The 17294-nt window shown below is 68.0% G+C and carries 12 protein-coding genes; all 12 read left to right on the top strand.

The genetic code is table 11. The features are described from left to right. The first annotated feature begins 39 nt into the window (after positions 1-39). The 12 genes from prmB (at position 40) to PEM_RS11635 (ending at position 17273) form a co-directional block, all read left to right on the top strand. The gene (gene prmB, locus PEM_RS11690) at positions 40-969 is read left to right on the top strand and encodes a 50S ribosomal protein L3 N(5)-glutamine methyltransferase (RefSeq protein ID WP_005417990.1); all 930 of its coding nucleotides are present in this window, start codon (positions 40-42) and stop codon (positions 967-969) included. Then, positions 966-2069, top strand: coding sequence for a chorismate synthase (aroC, locus tag PEM_RS11685; protein ID WP_005417989.1), 1104 nt, complete (start codon positions 966-968; stop codon positions 2067-2069). The genes prmB and aroC overlap by 4 nt, the downstream gene beginning before the upstream one ends. Continuing rightward, on the top strand, positions 2062-3099 hold the full coding sequence (locus PEM_RS11680) for a D-glycerate dehydrogenase (RefSeq protein WP_005417979.1): 1038 nt from the start codon (positions 2062-2064) through the stop codon (positions 3097-3099). The genes aroC and PEM_RS11680 overlap by 8 nt, the downstream gene beginning before the upstream one ends. An 89-nt stretch (positions 3100-3188) precedes the next feature. Then, complete coding sequence (locus PEM_RS11675; protein WP_005417977.1) at positions 3189-4217, top strand: aspartate-semialdehyde dehydrogenase; 1029 nt, start codon at positions 3189-3191, stop codon at positions 4215-4217. A gap of 144 nt (positions 4218-4361) precedes the next feature. After that, on the top strand, positions 4362-6392 hold the full coding sequence (locus tag PEM_RS11670) for a FimV/HubP family polar landmark protein (protein ID WP_111126956.1): 2031 nt from the start codon (positions 4362-4364) through the stop codon (positions 6390-6392). A gap of 26 nt (positions 6393-6418) precedes the next feature. Continuing rightward, positions 6419-6781 (top strand): VOC family protein, encoded by a 363-nt coding sequence (locus tag PEM_RS11665; RefSeq protein WP_005417973.1) that lies wholly within the window; start codon positions 6419-6421, stop codon positions 6779-6781. 33 nt (positions 6782-6814) lie between these two features. After that, entirely contained in the window at positions 6815-7585 is a 771-nt protein-coding gene (truA, locus tag PEM_RS11660) for a tRNA pseudouridine(38-40) synthase TruA (protein WP_049414719.1), read from the top strand. Further along, positions 7582-8238 carry a phosphoribosylanthranilate isomerase gene (locus PEM_RS11655; protein WP_053500245.1) on the top strand — a complete coding sequence of 219 codons (657 nt, stop codon included), beginning with the start codon at positions 7582-7584 and terminating at the stop codon, positions 8236-8238. Before truA ends, PEM_RS11655 begins: the two co-directional genes overlap by 4 nt. A 168-nt stretch (positions 8239-8406) precedes the next feature. Then, on the top strand, positions 8407-9081 hold the full coding sequence (locus tag PEM_RS11650) for an OB-fold-containig protein (protein ID WP_065179159.1): 675 nt from the start codon (positions 8407-8409) through the stop codon (positions 9079-9081). Continuing rightward, positions 9081-11099: a hypothetical protein gene (locus PEM_RS11645; RefSeq protein WP_005417967.1), complete on the top strand. Its 2019-nt coding sequence runs from the start codon at positions 9081-9083 to the stop codon at positions 11097-11099. The genes PEM_RS11650 and PEM_RS11645 overlap by 1 nt, the downstream gene beginning before the upstream one ends. Positions 11100-11181: 82 nt before the next feature. Then, positions 11182-16569 carry a DNA repair ATPase gene (locus tag PEM_RS11640; RefSeq protein WP_119706105.1) on the top strand — a complete coding sequence of 1796 codons (5388 nt, stop codon included), beginning with the start codon at positions 11182-11184 and terminating at the stop codon, positions 16567-16569. Then, a complete protein-coding gene (locus PEM_RS11635; protein WP_005417958.1) occupies positions 16566-17273 on the top strand; it encodes a hypothetical protein in 708 nt (235 codons plus the stop codon). Before PEM_RS11640 ends, PEM_RS11635 begins: the two co-directional genes overlap by 4 nt. Positions 17274-17294: the final 21 nt, after the last annotated feature.

Genomic DNA, 17294 nt, shown 5'->3' with positions numbered 1-17294 from the left:
GCCCCTATAATCGGGGGCCACTTTGCCCGCAGTACCGCCATGACCGCTGAAACGGCCGCCGAACTCCACACGATCATCGATCTGATCCGCTACGGCACCAGCCGTTTCAACGAAGCCGGGCTGACCTTCGGGCACAGCTACGACAATGCGCTGGACGAGGCAACCCAGCTGGTGCTGCACAGCCTGCACCTGCCGCACGACCTCGGCCCGGCCTACGGCCAGGCACGCCTGCTGCGGGCCGAAAAGCTGCGCGTGCTGGAACTGTTCCAGCGTCGCATCGACGAACGCATCCCCGCTGCCTACCTGACCGGTGAGGCCTGGTTCGCCGGCCTGAGCTTCAAGAGTGACACGCGCGCGCTGGTGCCGCGCTCGCCGATCGCCGAACTGATCGAATGTGGTTTCGAACCGTGGCTGGCCGGCCGCGATGTCAGCCGCGCGCTGGATCTTTGCACCGGTTCGGGCTGCATCGCCATCGCCATGGGCCACTACTACCCGAACTGGGAGGTGGACGGCGTCGACCTGAGTGACGACGCACTGTCGCTGGCCGAGGAGAACAAGGAGCGCCTGCAGGCGCACAACGTCACCCTGATCAAGTCGGACCTGTTCAATGGCCTGACCGGCCGCCACTACGACCTGATCGTCACCAACCCGCCGTACGTCACCAACGACGAGACTGATGCCCTCCCGCAGGAGTATTCCTACGAGCCGGAAATGGGCCTGCGTGCCGGTGAGGATGGCCTGGACCTGGTGCTGAAGATCCTGCGCGATGCCCCGCTGCACCTGAGCGAAGACGGTCTGCTGATCTGTGAAGTGGGTGAGTCCGAACAGCATCTGGTCAAGCTGCTGCCGGAAGTCGATTTTTCCTGGATCGAGTTCAAGGTCGGCCAGATGGGCATCTTCGCGGTCGAATGCCGCGAGCTGATCGCCCACAGCGCACGCATCACCGAACTGGCGGCGCAGCGCCCGTGAGCTCCAATTCGTTCGGCAAGCTGTTCACCGTCACCACGTTCGGCGAGTCGCACGGGCCGGCCATCGGCTGCGTGATTGATGGCTGCCCTCCGGGGCTGGCGCTGGACGCGACCGAATTCGCCCACGACCTGCAGCGCCGTGCGACTGGCAAGAGCCGGCACACTTCCGCGCGGCGCGAGGCCGACGAGGTCGAGATCCTGTCCGGCGTATACGAGGGCCTGACCACCGGCACCCCGATCGCGCTGCTGATCCGCAACACCGACCAGCGCAGCAAGGATTACGCCAATATCGGCCAGCAGTTCCGCCCGGGCCATGCTGACTACAGTTACTGGCACAAGTACGGCATCCGCGATCCGCGTGGCGGTGGCCGTTCCTCGGCACGCGAGACCACCATGCGCGTGGCCGCCGGCGTGGTCGCCAAGAAGTGGCTGGCCGAGCGTTTCGGCGTTACCGTGCGTGGCTACCTGTCGCAGCTGGGCGACATCACCCCGGCCGGTTTCGACTGGTCGGCGGTGGAAGACAATCCGTTCTTCTGGCCGCACGCCGCACAGGTGCCGGAGCTGGAGGCGTACATGGATGCGCTGCGCAAGTCTGGCGACTCGGTCGGTGCGCGCGTGGACGTGGTCGCCGACAACGTGCCGCCGGGCTGGGGCGAGCCGATCTACGGCAAGCTTGACGGCGAACTGGCCGCTGCGCTGATGAGCATCAATGCGGTGAAGGGCGTGGAGATCGGCGACGGATTCGCCAGCGCCGCGCAGAAGGGCACCGAGCACCGTGACCTGCTGACGCCGCAGGGCTTCGCCAGCAACCATGCCGGCGGCATCCTCGGTGGCATCTCCACCGGCCAGCCGGTCGTCGCGTCGATCGCCCTGAAGCCGACGTCCAGCCTGCGCCTGCCGGGCCCGTCGCTGGATACGGCCGGCAACGTGGTCGAGGTGGTCACCACCGGCCGCCACGATCCCTGCGTCGGCATCCGCGCCACGCCCATCGCCGAGGCGATGGTGGCGCTGGTGCTGATGGACCAGGCGCTGCGTCATCGCGCGCAGTGCGGCGATGTCGGCACGATCACCCCGCGCATTCCCGGGCAGATCGATGGCTGACACGCGGCCGACCGTGTGGGTGAGCCAGCCGCTGATCGAGGCGGCCATCGCGCCGCTGCGCGATCGCGTGCAGCTGCGCAGCACCGACACTGTCACCGCCTGGTCGCCGGACCAGATCGCTGCACAGCTGGCCAGCGCCGACGGCGCGATCATCACCCTCAACGAGCGCATCGGTGCGGCGCAGGTGGCCGATGCCACGCAGCTGAAGGTGATCGCCAATGTCGGCGTCGGCTACAACAACCTGGATGTCGACGCGCTCAGCGCGGCCGGCATCCTGGCCAGCAACACGCCGGACGTGTTGACCGAAACCACCGCCGATCTCGGTTTCGCGCTGCTGATGGCAACCGCGCGCCGGATCACCGAGTCCGAGCGCTGGCTGCGTGAAGGGCAGTGGCAGCAGTGGTCGTTCCAGACCATGCTGGGCGCGGATGTCCATGGCAGCACGCTGGGCATCCTTGGCATGGGCCGCATCGGCCAGGGCATCGCCCGCCGCGGCGCGCACGGTTTCGGCATGAAGGTGCTGTACCACAACCGTTCACGGTTGCCGGCCGACACCGAGGCGTCGCTCCGCGCGACCTACGTGGACCTGGATACACTGCTGGCACAGTCCGACCATCTGGTAACGGTGCTGCCCTACACGCCGGCCTCGCATCACATCATCGACGCAGCTGCGCTGGCGAAGATGAAGCCGACGGCAACCCTGGTGAACATCGCCCGCGGCGGCATCGTCGACGAACTGGCGCTGGCCGACGCACTGGCCAACGGCCACCTGGCGGCCGCTGGCCTGGATGTGTACGAGGGCGAGCCGAAGGTGCGCCCGGAGCTGCTGGCGCTGCGCAACGTGGTGCTCACGCCGCATATCGGCAGCGCCTCGCTGGCCACGCGCACGGCGATGGTACAGCTGGCCGTGGATAATCTGGCTGCCGGGCTCGGCCTGGACGGCGGCCCGTCGCGCATGCCGAGCTCGATCAACGCTGACGTGGCGATGGCCGCGCGCGTGATGCTGGGCAAAAAAACCGGGAAACGATAGGGAACCTCCGCGCGCCCCGCTTGAGGAGGTTCCCCGAACCCAGCTGTCGTGCGTGTTTTCCCCCATTCCCGTTTTCGTGAGAGTTCCCCATGAGCAATGCACAGCGCAGTTTCCACGTCGCCGTCGTCGGTGCCACCGGCGCCGTTGGCGAGACCATGTTGTCGATCCTGGCCGAGCGTGATTTCCCGGTCGGCACCCTGAGCGTCCTCGCCTCCGAGCGTTCGGCCGGTGGCGAGATTGAATTCAACGGCCAGAAGGTCAAGGTCCAGGACCTGGCCACCTTCGATCCGACCGGTGTCGAGATCGCGCTGTTCTCGGCTGGCGGCAGCGTGTCCAAGGAATACGCACCGAGGTTCGCCGCCGCCGGTGCGGTGGTGATCGACAACTCCTCGGCCTTCCGTTACGACGATGACGTGCCGCTGGTGGTGTCCGAGGTCAACCCGGAACAGGTCGCCAACCGTCCGCGCGGCATCATCGCCAACCCGAACTGCTCGACCATGCAGATGCTGGTGGCGCTGGCGCCGCTGCACCGCAAGTACGGTATCGAGCGCATCAATGTGTCCACCTACCAGTCGGTGTCCGGCGGTGGCCGCTCGGCGATGGAGGAACTGGGCAAGCAGACCGGCCAGCTGCTCAGCTTCCAGGAGATCGATCCGCAGCGCTTCCCGGTGCAGATCGCCTTCAACCTGATCCCACACATCGATGACTTCCAGGACAACGGCTTCACCAAGGAAGAGATGAAGCTGATCTGGGAAACCCGCAAGATCCTGGGTGACGACAGCATCCTGGTGAACCCGACCGCGGTGCGCGTGCCGGTGTTCTACGGCCACTCCGAGTCGGTGGCGATCGAGACCCGCGACAAGGTCACCGTCGCTGAAGCGCGCGCGCTGCTGGAGCAGTCGCCGGGCATCGAAGTGGTGGATCGTCACGAGGCCGGTGGTTACCCAACCCCGGTCACCCACGCCTCGGGCACGGACGCGGTGTACGTCGGCCGCATCCGCGAGGACCTGTCGCACCCGCGTGGCCTGAACCTGTGGATCGTGTCGGACAACGTGCGCAAGGGCGCTGCCCTGAACGCCGTGCAGCTGGCCGAGCTGGTCGCCGCCGAACAGCGTTGATCACCGTGGTTGCCTGACCGGTAGTGCCGGCCGCTGGCCGGCATTGCCGTGATGGGCATGTGGTGCTGCCGGCCAGTGGCCGGCGCTACCGAAGGTCCCCTCGGTGGGTGCGGACCCCGGTGCGCACGCTTTATAGTGTCGCCCATGAATAAACGGGCCAGGGGCGCAAAGCGCCCGCTCCTCTATCTTTCCACCGCGCTGCTGGCCCTGGCCAGCAGTTCGGCGCTTGCCCTGGGCTTGGGTGACATCCGTGTCCTGTCCAAGCCAGGCCAGCCCCTGCTGGCCGAAATCCCGGTAGTCTCGGCCGATCCATCCGAACTGGAGAACCTGCGCGTCGCGCTGGCCTCTGCGGTCACCTTCGAACGCGTTGGCCTGCAGCGGCCGGCCGGGCTGGTCAGTGAGCTGCAGTTCGAACTGACCCGCAATGCGCAGGGCAGGGCGGTGGTGCGGGTGACCTCGCAGACGCCGGTCGAAACCCCGTCGCTGAGCTTCCTGATCGAGGCCGACTGGGGCCAGGGCCGCCTGGTGCGCGAATACTCGGCGCTGGTCGATGCGCCCTCCAGCGCACTGGCGGTGGCCGAACCGGAAATCGTCGCGCCGGCCGGTACCCTCTCCAACACCATCGTCCGTGACGTTGCACCGGCGCCGGCCGCTGCGGAGAGCGCAAGCGCACCTGCGCCGTCCACTGCGGCAGCGCCGGCACCTGCATCGGCTCGCCCGCGTGCAGGGGCTGCACCCGCTGCCGCGCAGGCAGCCGATGGCAGCGTCATCGTCCAGCGTGGGCAGACCCTGTCGCAGATCGCCAGCGCGGTGGCCCGCGGCAACCAGGTCAGCCGCGACCGCGCGATGATCGCCCTGCTGCGGGCCAACCCGGAGGCCTTCATCCGCGGCAACGTCAACCTGCTCAAGCAAGGCGCCGTACTGCGCATGCCCGGCAGCGATGCACTGGCGGCGGTCGATGCCGCCGAGGCCGCAGCGCTGGTGCGCGAGCATGCAGCGCAGTGGCGGCAGGCGCGCACCGTGCCGCAACCGGCGGGTACCGTCGCCCCGGTGGCCGCGGCGGCAACCACGAACGCTTCTTCCCCGGCCGCGGCCAATGGGGCACGACTTGAAATCGCCCCGGCGCTGGCTTCCGACGCCGCGCGCGCGGGCACAACCACCGGCACTGGAGCCGGCAGCGAGGGTGACATGCTGGGCAACGAACAACTGCGCCAGGCACGCGAGGACATCGCGACCCGCGATGCCGAGATTGGCGAGCTGAAGCAGCGCGTCGCCGACCTGGAAAAACTCAAGGAACAGCAGCAGTCGCTGATCGCGATGAAGGACAACGACCTGGCCGCCGCGCAGCAGCGCCTGGCACAGGTACCGGATACCCGCGATGCGGCAACGCCGTGGTACTGGCTGGGGCTGCCGGTGCTGCTGCTGGCGGCCGGTGCAGCCTGGCTGCTGCGTCGTCGCAAGCCATCGCCGCTGCCGCCGCTGCGCGACGAAGACGATGCCGCCGGTCTGACCGCTGCGGTACCGGCGGGCGCGGCGCTGGATACCCTGGCCGAGCAGTCCTCGTGGTCGTCGGTGGTGCCCGAAGCGGGCCGCCAGGAGCCGGCGATGCCGGCTTGGGCGAGCGAAGCCGGGGGGCAGGATGACGTGGCTGCCGAACCGGTCGCCGACGTCGCCGCCCAGGCTGACTGGCAGGCGCAGACGCTGCGCGATGACGAAGTGGTGGAGCTGCCCGAGGCAGTGACCGACCTGCCGCGCTGGGACGAGCCGGTGCCCACGCAGGAGGATGATCCCACGCCGGCCGCCGCAGCGCAGGATGAGCCGCTCGCTCAGGCGGCCCCCGGCGAGGTGGCAGTGCCGGACTACGCGCTGCATGCCGAACAGCAGCCGCAGTTCCGCGGCGTGTTCGACCTGCCGGCCGAGCACCCTGACGGCGAGGCTTCAGGCGCAGCGCCGCACGACGCGCTGGCCGCAGCGCCGCATGAAGACGGTACTGCGGCGCCGGCCGGCGATGCCGGCTGGGCGCCGCGCGCCGGGCAGGAGCGCCTTGAGCTGGCCATCGCCTACCTCGACCTGGGCGATGCCCAGACCGCGCGTACGTTGCTGCAGGAAGTGGCCGAGGGCGGCGACCTGCACTGCCAGGCCCAGGCCCGCGAACTGCTGGCCCGCCTGCCGTGATCGACCCTGCCGACAAGGACCCCGTCATGAGCCGCGAGCGCCGCATCGACTACGTTGAATTCGCTTCCACGGATCCTGCGGCCAGCCGCGCCTTCTTCGAGAAGGCGTTCGGCTGGTCGTTCGTAGACTATGGCAGCGACTACACCGCGTTCGACGACGGCCGCCTGCAGGGCGGCTTCTTCCGCGGCCAGCCGCTGCGGGCCAGCGATGCCGGTGCGCCACTGCTGGTGCTGTACGCTGACCAGCTGGCACCGATCGAAACGGCGGTGCTTGACGCTGGCGGTGAGATCGTGCGGCCGGTGTTTTCCTTCCCCGGCGGCAGCCGTTTCCAGTTCGTCGAGCCCGGTGGCAACGAACTGGCGGTGTGGTCCGAACGCGATCCGGCCTGAGCGCCGCCCCTCCCGCAATATCTGAGGTAGCACATGCGTTACGCGCTTGGCGTCGAGTACGACGGCAGCGATTTCAGGGGCTGGCAGAACCTGGGCGAGGGCGGCCCGAGCGTGCAGGCCAGCCTTGAGCAGGCCCTGTCGTCGGTGGCCGATTCGCCGCTGCAGGTGGTCTGTGCCGGCCGCACCGATGCCGGCGTGCACGGCCAGTGCCAGGTCGTGCATTTCGATACCGACGTGGTGCGCGATCCGCGCGCGTGGATGCTGGGCACTACCACCCGCCTGCCGCGCTCGATCGCAGTGCGCTGGTGCGTGCCGGTGGCCGAGGATTTCCACGCGCGTTTCTCCGCGCGCGCACGCCGCTACCGCTACCGCCTGCTCAACCGCGAAGTGCGGCCCGCGCTGGACCGGCAGACCTTGAGCTGGGAGCGCCGCGCGCTGGACGAGACCCTGATGCACGCCGCCGGGCAGGCCCTGCTCGGTGAGAACGACTTCAGTGCGTTCCGTTCGGTGCAGTGCCAGGCGCTGCACGCCCGGCGTGAGCTGCAGTCACTGCAGGTCAGCCGCCAGGGCGAGGTGATCGAGGTTGCCGTGCAGGGCAATGCATTCCTTCATCACATGGTCCGCAATATCGTCGGATCGCTGATCCTGGTGGGCAGTGGCGAGAAGCCGGTGGAATGGATCGCCGAACTGCTGGCCGGGCGCGATCGCACCGTAGCCGGTCCCACCGCACCGCCGCAGGGCCTGGTGTTCCTTGGGCCCCTGTACCCCGACAACTGGCACCTGCCCGCCGAGGTCACGCTATGAGCCGCTCCTACTACCGCACACGCATCAAGTTCTGTGGCATGACCCGGGCCGGCGACGTCCGCCTGGCCGGTGAGCTGGGCGTGGACGCGGTGGGTTTCATCTTTGCCCGTGAAAGCAGCCGCCGGGTCGCTCCGGCCGAAGCGCGCGCGATGCGCCAGGCGATCGCGCCCATGGTCGACGTGGTGGCGCTGTTCCGCAACAACAGCAAGGAAGAGGTGCGCGAGGTGCTGCGCACGGTACGACCGACCCTGCTGCAGTTCCACGGCGAGGAAGACGAGGGCTTCTGCCGCAGCTTCAACATGCCCTACCTGAAGGCGATCGCCATGGGCGGGCGTGAAGAGATCAACGCCCGCACCCTGCAGCTGCGCTATCCCAGCGCCGCCGGTTTCCTGTTCGACAGCCATGCCCCGGGCGGCGGTGGCGGCACCGGCGTGGCCTTCGACTGGGGCCGGATCCCGACCGGCCTGCATCGCCCGTTCCTGCTGGCCGGCGGCCTGAACCCGGAAAACGTCTACGACGCCGTGCTGGCCACCCTGCCGTGGGGCGTGGATGTCTCCAGCGGCATCGAACTGGAGCCGGGCATCAAGGACGGCTACAGGATGCGTACTTTCGTCGAGGAAGTGCGCCGCGCCGATTGCACGGTTCTTGAGTGATTGGCGTCACTATTTGCCGTGATCTGGACCTGGATTTGAGCCTGCACGCACTCTTCACATAGGATGGACCCAAGCGCGCCTGCCATGAGGGCCGGCGCGGGGATCGACGGGACGTGCATGGCGCGCCCCGAACGGGCGGCCGCCGCCCACAGCCCAGGAAGGCAAGCGATGCAGGAGTTCCTCACCGTCGTGTTCGGTTTCCCGACCCTGCCGTACAGCATCGTGCTGGCGGTGGCGGTGCTGTATTGGGCACTGGCGGCCTTCGGCCTGGTCGACGACGGGTTTGGCGATGCCGGCGCCGATGGGGCGCTGCATGGCGACCCACATGAGCTGCAGGGACTGTCCGCGCTGCTGGCGCGCTGGGGCCTGGGTGGGGTTCCCCTCATGCTTGTGGTGACGCTGCTGGGTTTCTTCGCCTGGATCGTCACCTATTTCGTCCATCTGTTCGTGCTGTTGCCGCTGCCGGACCTGCTGCGCTGGGCGATCGGTGCGGTCGTGGCCCTTCTGGCGCCGTTGCCGGCGGTGCCGTTCACCGCGCTGCTGCTGCGCCCCGTCCGCAGGTTCCTGCTGCGCCTGCGCCCGGTGGCGCAGGCCTCGCTGCTGGGGCGTACCGGCGTGGTTGCCTCGCCGAAGGTGGATGCCCGCAGCGGTCACGCCACCTTCGACGATGGCGGCGCCGGACTGGTGCTGCAGGTGCGCAGCGAGATCGAACTGCAGCGTGGCGAGCGCATCGTGCTGGTCGAACACGTGGCTGATCAACACCATTACCGGGTGGTCCGCGCCGACGCGGTCGCCCTCGACTTCCAGGACAACCTGCTTCCGGGCAACAAGGAGAATCACTGATGACGTTGGCAACCATGGCCCCCTTCCTGATCGGCGTAGCCGTGCTGCTGGTCGCACTGCTCGGCCTGGCCGGCCTGTTCAAGGCCTTCTACCGCAAGGTCGACCAGGGCGTGGCCCTGATCGTCAACGACATGAGCTCCACGCCCAAGGTGCACTTCACCGGTGCGCTGATCATCCCGGTGCTGTACCGCGCCGAGCTGATGCGGATCAGCCTGATCACGCTGCAGATCGACCGCCGCGGCAAGGAAGGCCTGATCTGCCGCGACAACATGCGTGCCGATATCGCCGTGGCGTTCTACCTGCGGGTCAACGAGACCCAGGCCGACGTGCTGCGGGTGGCCAAGGCCATCGGTGCCGACCGTGCATCGGACAAGCATGCCGTCGACGAGCTGTTCAACGCCAAGTTCTCCGAAGCGCTGAAGACGGTCGGCAAGAAGTTCGACTTCACCGAACTGTTCGAGAAGCGCCAGGAGTTCCGCGACGAGATCATCGCGGTGATCGGCAATGATCTGAACGGCTACGTCCTTGAGGACGTGGCGATCGACTACCTGGAGCAGACCCCGAAATCGCTGCTGGACCAGTTCAACATTCTCGATGCGCAGGGCATCCGCAAGATCACCGAATTGACCGCCGCGCAGAACGTGGTGACCAACGAGCTGGAGCAGAACGAGAAGCTCGCCATCACCAAGAAGAACGTGGAAGCGCGCGAAGCGCTGCTGGCCCTGGAACGCCAGCAGGCCGAAGCCGAAGCGCGGCAGAAGCGTGAGATCGAGACCATCCGTGCACGCGAGGAGGCCGAGACCGCCAAGGTGCAGGAGGAGCAGCGCCAGCTGTCCGAGAACGCCCGCATCGAAGCGCAGCAGCTGATCGAGATCCGCGACCAGAACCGCCTGCGCGAAGTGGAAGTGGCCGAGCAGAACCGCCAGCGTGCCGTGGCCATCGAGGCCGAGCGCGTGGAGCGCGCACGCCAGCTGGAGCAGGTCACCACCGATCGTGAAGTGCAGCTGCAGGGCGTGGAGCGTGACAAGGTGGTCGAGCAGGGCAAGATGGACGTGGCCAACATCACCCGTGAACGCATCTCCATCGACAAGACCGTGGCGCAGGAAGAGGAGCGCATCAAGGAAGTGCGCGAAGTCTCCGAGGCCGACCGCCAGAAGCAGGTGCTGATCCTGGAAGCCGAGGCCAAGGCGCAGGAAGCGCTGGTGCGCGAAGTCAAGGAAGCGCAGGCGCGCGAGACCGCTTCAAAGCATCGCGCGGTGGAACTGACCACGCTGGCCCAGGCCGAGCATGAAGCGGCCGGCAAGCAGGCCGAAGCCAAGCGCCTGTTGGCCGATGCCCTGCGTGCCGAACAGGCAGCGCCGGGCCTGGCCGAAGCGCAGGTGCGTGAAGCTTCGGCGCTGGCCATCGAGAAGGTCGGCATTGCCGAGGCCCGCGTGATCGAAGCCAAGGCCGAAGCCAGCCTGAAGCAGGGCAGCAACGAAGCCCGCGTGCTGGCCGAGACCCTGCAGGCGCAGGCACAGGGCGAGGAAAAGATGGGCCTGGCCCGTGCCACCGCCACCGAGTCGCTGGGCAATGCCGAAGCCGGCGTGGTGCAGAAGAAGCTGCTGGCCGAGGCCGAGGGCCTGGTGCGCAAGTTCGAAGCCATCGCCTCGCTGAGTGACCAGGCACGTGGCCATGAAGAGTTCCGCATGATGCTGGACAACAGCCTGAAGCAGGCGCTGGCCTCGATCGAAGCCGGCAAGGAAGTCTCGCGCGAGAACGCCAATGTCATCGCCAGCGCGCTGCGCAACGCCGATATCGACCTGGTCGGTGGCGACGGCGGCATGTTCGAGAACCTGGTCAAGGCGGTGTCGCTGGGCAAGTCGATCGAAGGCTTCGCCGGCAAGAGCCCGATCGTGCAGGAGCTGATGCAGCGCTACCTGGGCGTGGCCGTGGCCGAACCGGCGCCGCGCCAGATCGCCGAGGATGCCGAAGCGGTACCGACCGTGTCGGCTACCGTGGTCGACAGCGCCCGTTGATGCATCGGGCGATGGCCGCCGCCATCGCCCGCCCGCGCCGGCCGCAACCGCGGCCGTCCGCCCGTGAGCCGGAAACCTGCTGATGTCTGAAACCCATCCGTCCGCCGAATCCACTGCGCCGGAGGCCGGCGGTAGCACCGTCGACCAGGCTGTCGCTCAGGGCGGCGCCTACGAAGTCCTGCGCCGCCGCCTGGCCGAGCAGGGCCAGCGCCTGCAGGGCCTGGCCGAAACGCTCAACCGCCAGCGCCTGGCCGAGTTCGGCGACAGCCGCCTGGAGGTGGTCGGGCGCTTCCGCATCCGCAGCGAGAACAACTGCGTCGGCCGTGACATCGTGCAGGTGGGCCCGGACCGCCTGCTGTTCGGCTACAACGTGTTCATCGGGCTGAAGACCCAGACCCGCATCGAAGATGTGTTCGGCCTGTACCGGCTGGTGCAGGGCAGCGACGGCTACGACGTCGCTGCGCTCGAGCTGAAGGGCAGCTTCCTCGACCAGCCCGGCTTCGTGCACGATTTCAACGAGCTGTATGCCTACTACAAGCACGCGCGCCTGCTGCAGCTGATCGTGGTCGGCGACAAGCTGCTGGCCTCGTTCCAGATCGGCGAGCGCAGCAGCGACGTGCGCGTGTTCCGCTGGGCGCTGTCGCGCGAGGGCGAGCTGACTTACCTGGATGCGCGCGGTGAACGCGATATCGCACTGCCGCCGCCGTTCGACTTCGAATGGACCCGGGCGACCCGCGACCTCGCGGTCAACGGCCGCCACTCGCACCTGAACATCCTCGACACCCTGTTCGTTGAGACCACCGGTGGCGACCTCACCATCAAGGTCGAAAACAACACCGAAACCGGACAGGGCATCTACAGTGAACCCGTGGAGGACAGCACGCAGTCGCTGGACGACGCCCAGTTCGAGTTCGCCCGGGTCGGCTCGCTGGTATTGCTGAAGGTGCTGCCGTACCGCGAGACCGAATGGCGCGGCCTGATCTACAACACGCTGACCGGCGGCATCGTGCGCAATGATGCGATCGTGCAGGCCTGCGTGCAGCTGCCCGAAGACCATGGCGTGATCTTCCCGGGTGGCTATTACCTGCAGGGCGGCGAGCACAAGGCATTTGATGCCTCGATGGCCGGCATGCAGTTCAAGCGCAGCATCCGTTCGCCAAACGGCGAGGACGTGCTGTACATCTTCTACGAGCGCGAAGGCGGGCGCTCGGCGCTGTTCGTCTACAACACCATCCAGCGCGTGCTGCAGAACCCGGTGTTCGGCCATGGCTACGCCTTGATGCAGGACGGGCGCATGGTGCTGTTCCATGCCGAGGGCAGCGAACCGACCCGCATCCATCCGATGCAGGTCTGGCAGACGCCGTTCAGCAGTGACGAGTTTGCCGCCAGCCGACCGCCCGGCAACACCTTCATGGGCCGCATCGGCAACGCCGAGCTGGTGCGCGGCATTTCCAACCTGTTCAACCTGGCGCGCGAGATCGATGGCCAGGACGTGTCGGTACAGCGCTACCAGCGCCTGGTGGCCGATACGCGGCGCCTGTTCGATGCGCACCACTGGCTGGGTGACGCGGCCTGCGATGGCGCCGAGGCGCTGCTGCGGCAGATCAGCGCGACCGGCGAATCGGTGCTGGACGAGTACGAGAAGGTGCAGTCGATCCGTCAGCAATCGGCGCAGGCGATGCTGGAGGCCGAGGCCGCGCACAAGGCGCTGCTGGGCCGGCTGCAACCGCAGAACTGGAGCGAGGTGCAGGCCTTCGTCGAGGCCCTCAACGCGATCACCGCATTGCGCGGGCGGCTGCTGACCCTCCGCGAGCTGCGCTACATCGACACCGCGCGCATCGAGACGATGACCGTCGAACTGGTGGAGGCACAGGACCGTGTTGGCGCCGCCACCGGTGACTTCCTCGCCGGCGAGGAGGCGCTGGCGCCGCTGGCCACGCGCCTGCAGGCGCTGGACGATGCCGCGCAGCAGGCACAGACGGCGCGCCAGCTGGACGAGCAGTTGGAAGGCCTGCTTGGCATGGCGTCCGACCTGGACATGCTGTCCGAGCTGATGGCCGGCCTGAAGGTGGACGATGCCACTGCCCGCACCCGCGTGGTCGAGTCGATCTCGGTGCTGTACGGTCGCCTCAACCAGGCGCGCGCGCGTGCTGACCAGCGCCGCAGGTCACTCGGTTCGGCCGAGGCCGTGGCGCAGTTCGCCGCCCAGTTCGCGCTGTTCTCGCAGTCGATCACCAGCGCGCTGGCGCTGGCCACCGACCCCGAACGTGCCGACGAGCAGTTGTCGCGCCTGCTGGTCCAGCTGGAAGAACTGGAGAGCCAGTTCGGCGAACACGAGCAGTTCCTCGGCGACATCCTGAGCAAGCGCGAAGAGCTGGTCGAGGCCTTCGAAACGCACAAGCAGGCCTTGCTGGATGACCGCCAGCGCAAGGCGCGTTCGGTACTGGATGCGGCCAATCGGATCCTCGACGGCCTGGCCAGGCGCACCGAGCGCTTCGCCAACGCCGATGAGCTCAACGCGTTCTTTGCCGGCGATCCGCTGATCCTCAAGCTGCGTGAGCTGGCCGAGCGCCTGCGCACGCTGCACGACAACGTCAAGGCCGACGACATCGAGGCGCGGCTGAAGGGCGTGCGTGACCAGGCGGTGCGCCAGCTGCGTGACCGCAGTGACCTGTACGAAGCCGGCGGCAACGTGGTGCGGCTGGGCCCGCGCCATCGCTTCAGCGTCAATACGCAGGCACTGGACCTGACCCTGTTGCCGCGTGGCGATACGTTGGCCATCCATCTGACCGGCACCGACTTCCTGGAGACCCTGCACGACCCGGAGCTGGACGCACTCAAGCCGTTCTGGCCGGTCACCCTGGACTCGGAATCGCCCACGCTGTATCGCGGCGAGTACCTGGCCGGCAGCCTGCTGCTGGCCGCGCAGGAGGGGCGCGACGGCCTCGATCTGGCTGCGCTGCAGCACGACGTCGCGAACCCGGAAGCGCTGGATCAGCGCGTGCGTGCGTTTGCCGCACCACGCTATCGCGAAGGCTACGAGCGCGGCATCCATGACCACGATGCGGCACTGATCCTGCGTGCGCTACTGCCTTTGCAGCAGGCGGCCGGCAGCCTGCGCCATGCACCGCGGGTGCGTGCGCTGGCGTTGCTGTTCTGGGCCGCCGAGCAGCGGCGCGAAGCGGTGGCGCAATGGCCGGCGCGGCAGGTGGGCGCCGAGGCGCTGGCACGCCTGCTGGGGTCCGACGAAGGGCGTCTGGCGTTGCGCACAGAAATGGCCGAGACGCTGCTGGCGTATGCGCAGTCCCACGCGTTGCCGTTCGATGCCGATGCCGCGGAGGCTGCATCCGCCTATCTGGGCGAAGAACTGGCGGCGGGCGATCCGGTGTTCAGCAGCAGCCGCCACGCGGTGGCGCTGCTGGAGGCATTGGCCCAGCAGCTGGAGCAGGCGGGGCAGCGTGAGGCGGTCGAGCGTGCCCTGCAGCGCGGCCAGGATCCACTGGCTACGCGTTGGTCATTGGCTGGGCATTGGCTGCGCGCAGTGGCGCGGATGCCGGCGCATGCCCAGCATGCCGGCTATGTCGACGAAGCCGCCGCGTTGCTGCTGGTGCAGCGCCAGTTGCGCACCCGTACCAGCGATGCCGCACTGCAGGCGGAGGTCAATGGCCTGCTGGGTGAACACGCACGCATCAGCAATGGCACGCTGGTGGTATCGCTGGATGATTTCCTGGCGCGCCTGCAGCAGCACCTGCGTCATTTCGTGCCAGCGTTCCATGCCTACCAGGCGCTGCGCCAGGGCATCATCGGTCGCGAGCGCGAGACCCTACGGCTTTCCGAGTTCAAGGCGCGGCCGCTGTCCTCGTTCGTACGCAACAAGTTGATCAACGATGTCTACCTGGGCGTGATCGGTGACAACCTGGCCAAGCAGATGGGCACGGTCGGCGAGAACAAGCGCAGCGATCTGATGGGCCTGCTGATGATGATTTCGCCCCCGGGCTATGGCAAGACCACGCTGATGGAATACGTGGCGCACCGGCTGGGCCTGGTCTTCATGAAGATCAACGGCCCGGCGCTGGGCCACGAGGTGCGCTCGCTGGACCCGGCCCAGGCACCGGACGCGACCTCGCGGCAGGAGCTGGAGAAGCTCAACCTGGCGCTGGAAATGGGCAACAACACCATGCTGTATGTGGACGACATCCAGCACACCCATCCCGAGTTCCTGCAGAAGTTCATCTCGCTGTGCGATGGCACCCGCCGTATCGAGGGTGTGTGGCGCGGTCGCACACGCACCTACGACATGCGCGGCAAGAAGTTCTGCGTGGTGATGGCCGGCAACCCGTACACCGAGTCCGGCGAGGTGTTCAAGATTCCGGACATGCTGGCCAACCGTGCCGACATCTACAACCTCGGTGACGTGCTCGGTGGCATGGAGGCCGCCTTCACCCTCAGCTACATCGAGAACAGCCTGACCTCCAATCCGGTGCTGGCGCCGCTGGCCACGCGCGACATGGCCGACCTGTATGTGCTGGTCGACCGCGCGATGGGCAAGGAGGTCTCGACCAACAGCCTCAGCCACGCCTACAGCAGCGCGGAGATCAACGAGATCACTGCCACCCTGCAGCGCATGCTGCGTGTGCGCGACGTGGTCTACCGGGTCAACCAGCAGTACATCGCCAGCGCCGCACAGGACGACCGCTACCGCACCGAGCCGCCGTTCCGCCTGCAGGGCAGCTACCGCAACATGAACAAGCTGGCCGAGAAGATCTCCCCGGTGATGAACGAGGACGAACTGCAGCAGTTGATCTCCGACCACTACCTGGGCGAGGCGCAGCTGCTGACCACCGGCGCCGAAGAGAACCTGTTGAAGCTGGCCGAACTGCGCGGCGTACTGGATGACACGCAGGCGCAGCGCTGGGCGCAGATCAAGCGCGACTTCCTGCGCAACAAGGCCATGGGTGCCGACGACAGCGATGTCGGCGGGCGCGTGGTGGCGCAGCTGGCCGATATCGCCACCGCGCTGCAGCTGCCATCGCCCGCGCCGGAAGCGATCCCCGTTGCGGACCCGGCGCCGTGGCCGGCGCTGCTGGAGGCCCTGCATCGCCTTTCAGAGGCGCGTCCCGCCGCCGCGCCGGCGCCGGTCGTGGCAGCCCCCAGCGTGCCGGCCACGGCCCTGGCCGAAGACCTGCAGGCGGGCCTGGCGCCGCTGGTGGAGCTGCTGGCGGCATCGCAGGCGCAGCAGGTGCAGGTGTCGCAGACCCTGGCCGCGTTCGCCGGCTGGGCGCGACAGCAGGTCGAGCGGGGCACGCCGAGCGCTGTGGTGGCGCAGCGCGCGCGCGTGCGCCGCGCCGCGACGCCGGAGGAGCGGGCGCTGGATGAGGCGCTGATGCGCCACTTCTACGGCGAGTCATTGCCACCGGAAGACGGCGATGGCATGCCGGCATCCACGCCGAAGCCGCCGCCGCTGCCGTGACCACGCGCGTGCCACTGCCGCCACCGATGCTGCCGGATACGGTCGATGTCGCTGCGCTGGCCGACTATGGTGCGCCGTTGCTGCAGGCGCTGGCGCGGCGCGAAACGCCGTTGCCACCGGATGCGGGCGAGCGCCTGGTGGCTGCGCTTGCGCGCATCGCGCTGGCCCTGCAGGCCGGCAACCCGGCGCAGATCCGGCAGCAGGAAGGCTGGTGGGGACGGCTGCTGGGGCGCGATGTCGCTCGCGAAGCAGAAGGGCACGCGCTGCAGTCGCAGCTGGGCGTACTGGCCCTGCAGGCGCGTGAGCAGGCCCAGCACCTGCAGCAGCACATGCAGCTGCGGGCCATGGCCATCGTTGAGCATTCCGCGGCGGCCGCGGCGCTGGACGGCTGGGCCGAACTGGCTGCGTCGCGGCTGACGACGCTGGATAGCGCCGGTCAGGCCGCGCTGTCGCATCGGCTGGACCATCTTCGCCGGCTGGCCTCGCTGCGCCGCCTGGAAGCCGGTCAATGGCAGCTGCTGCAGGACCAGGACAACATGCTGCTGCAACGCTTCGCGCGCATCCATGACGTGCTGCTGCCGGCCTGGCGGCAGGCTGTACTGGCGGGCCAGGCCGCTGCGGGCGCTGCGTTGGCTGGCAAGGCTGCCACGTTGCACGCACAGATCGATGACGAGGTGGCCGCGGCTCAGGCTAGACTGCCTTGAGCCGGCCGCCGCTGCCGCTTA

Source organism: Stenotrophomonas sp. Pemsol (assembly GCF_003586545.1).
Classification (GTDB): Bacteria; Pseudomonadota; Gammaproteobacteria; order Xanthomonadales; family Xanthomonadaceae; genus Stenotrophomonas; species Stenotrophomonas sepilia.
This window is presented reverse-complemented; position numbering and strand designations above follow the sequence as displayed.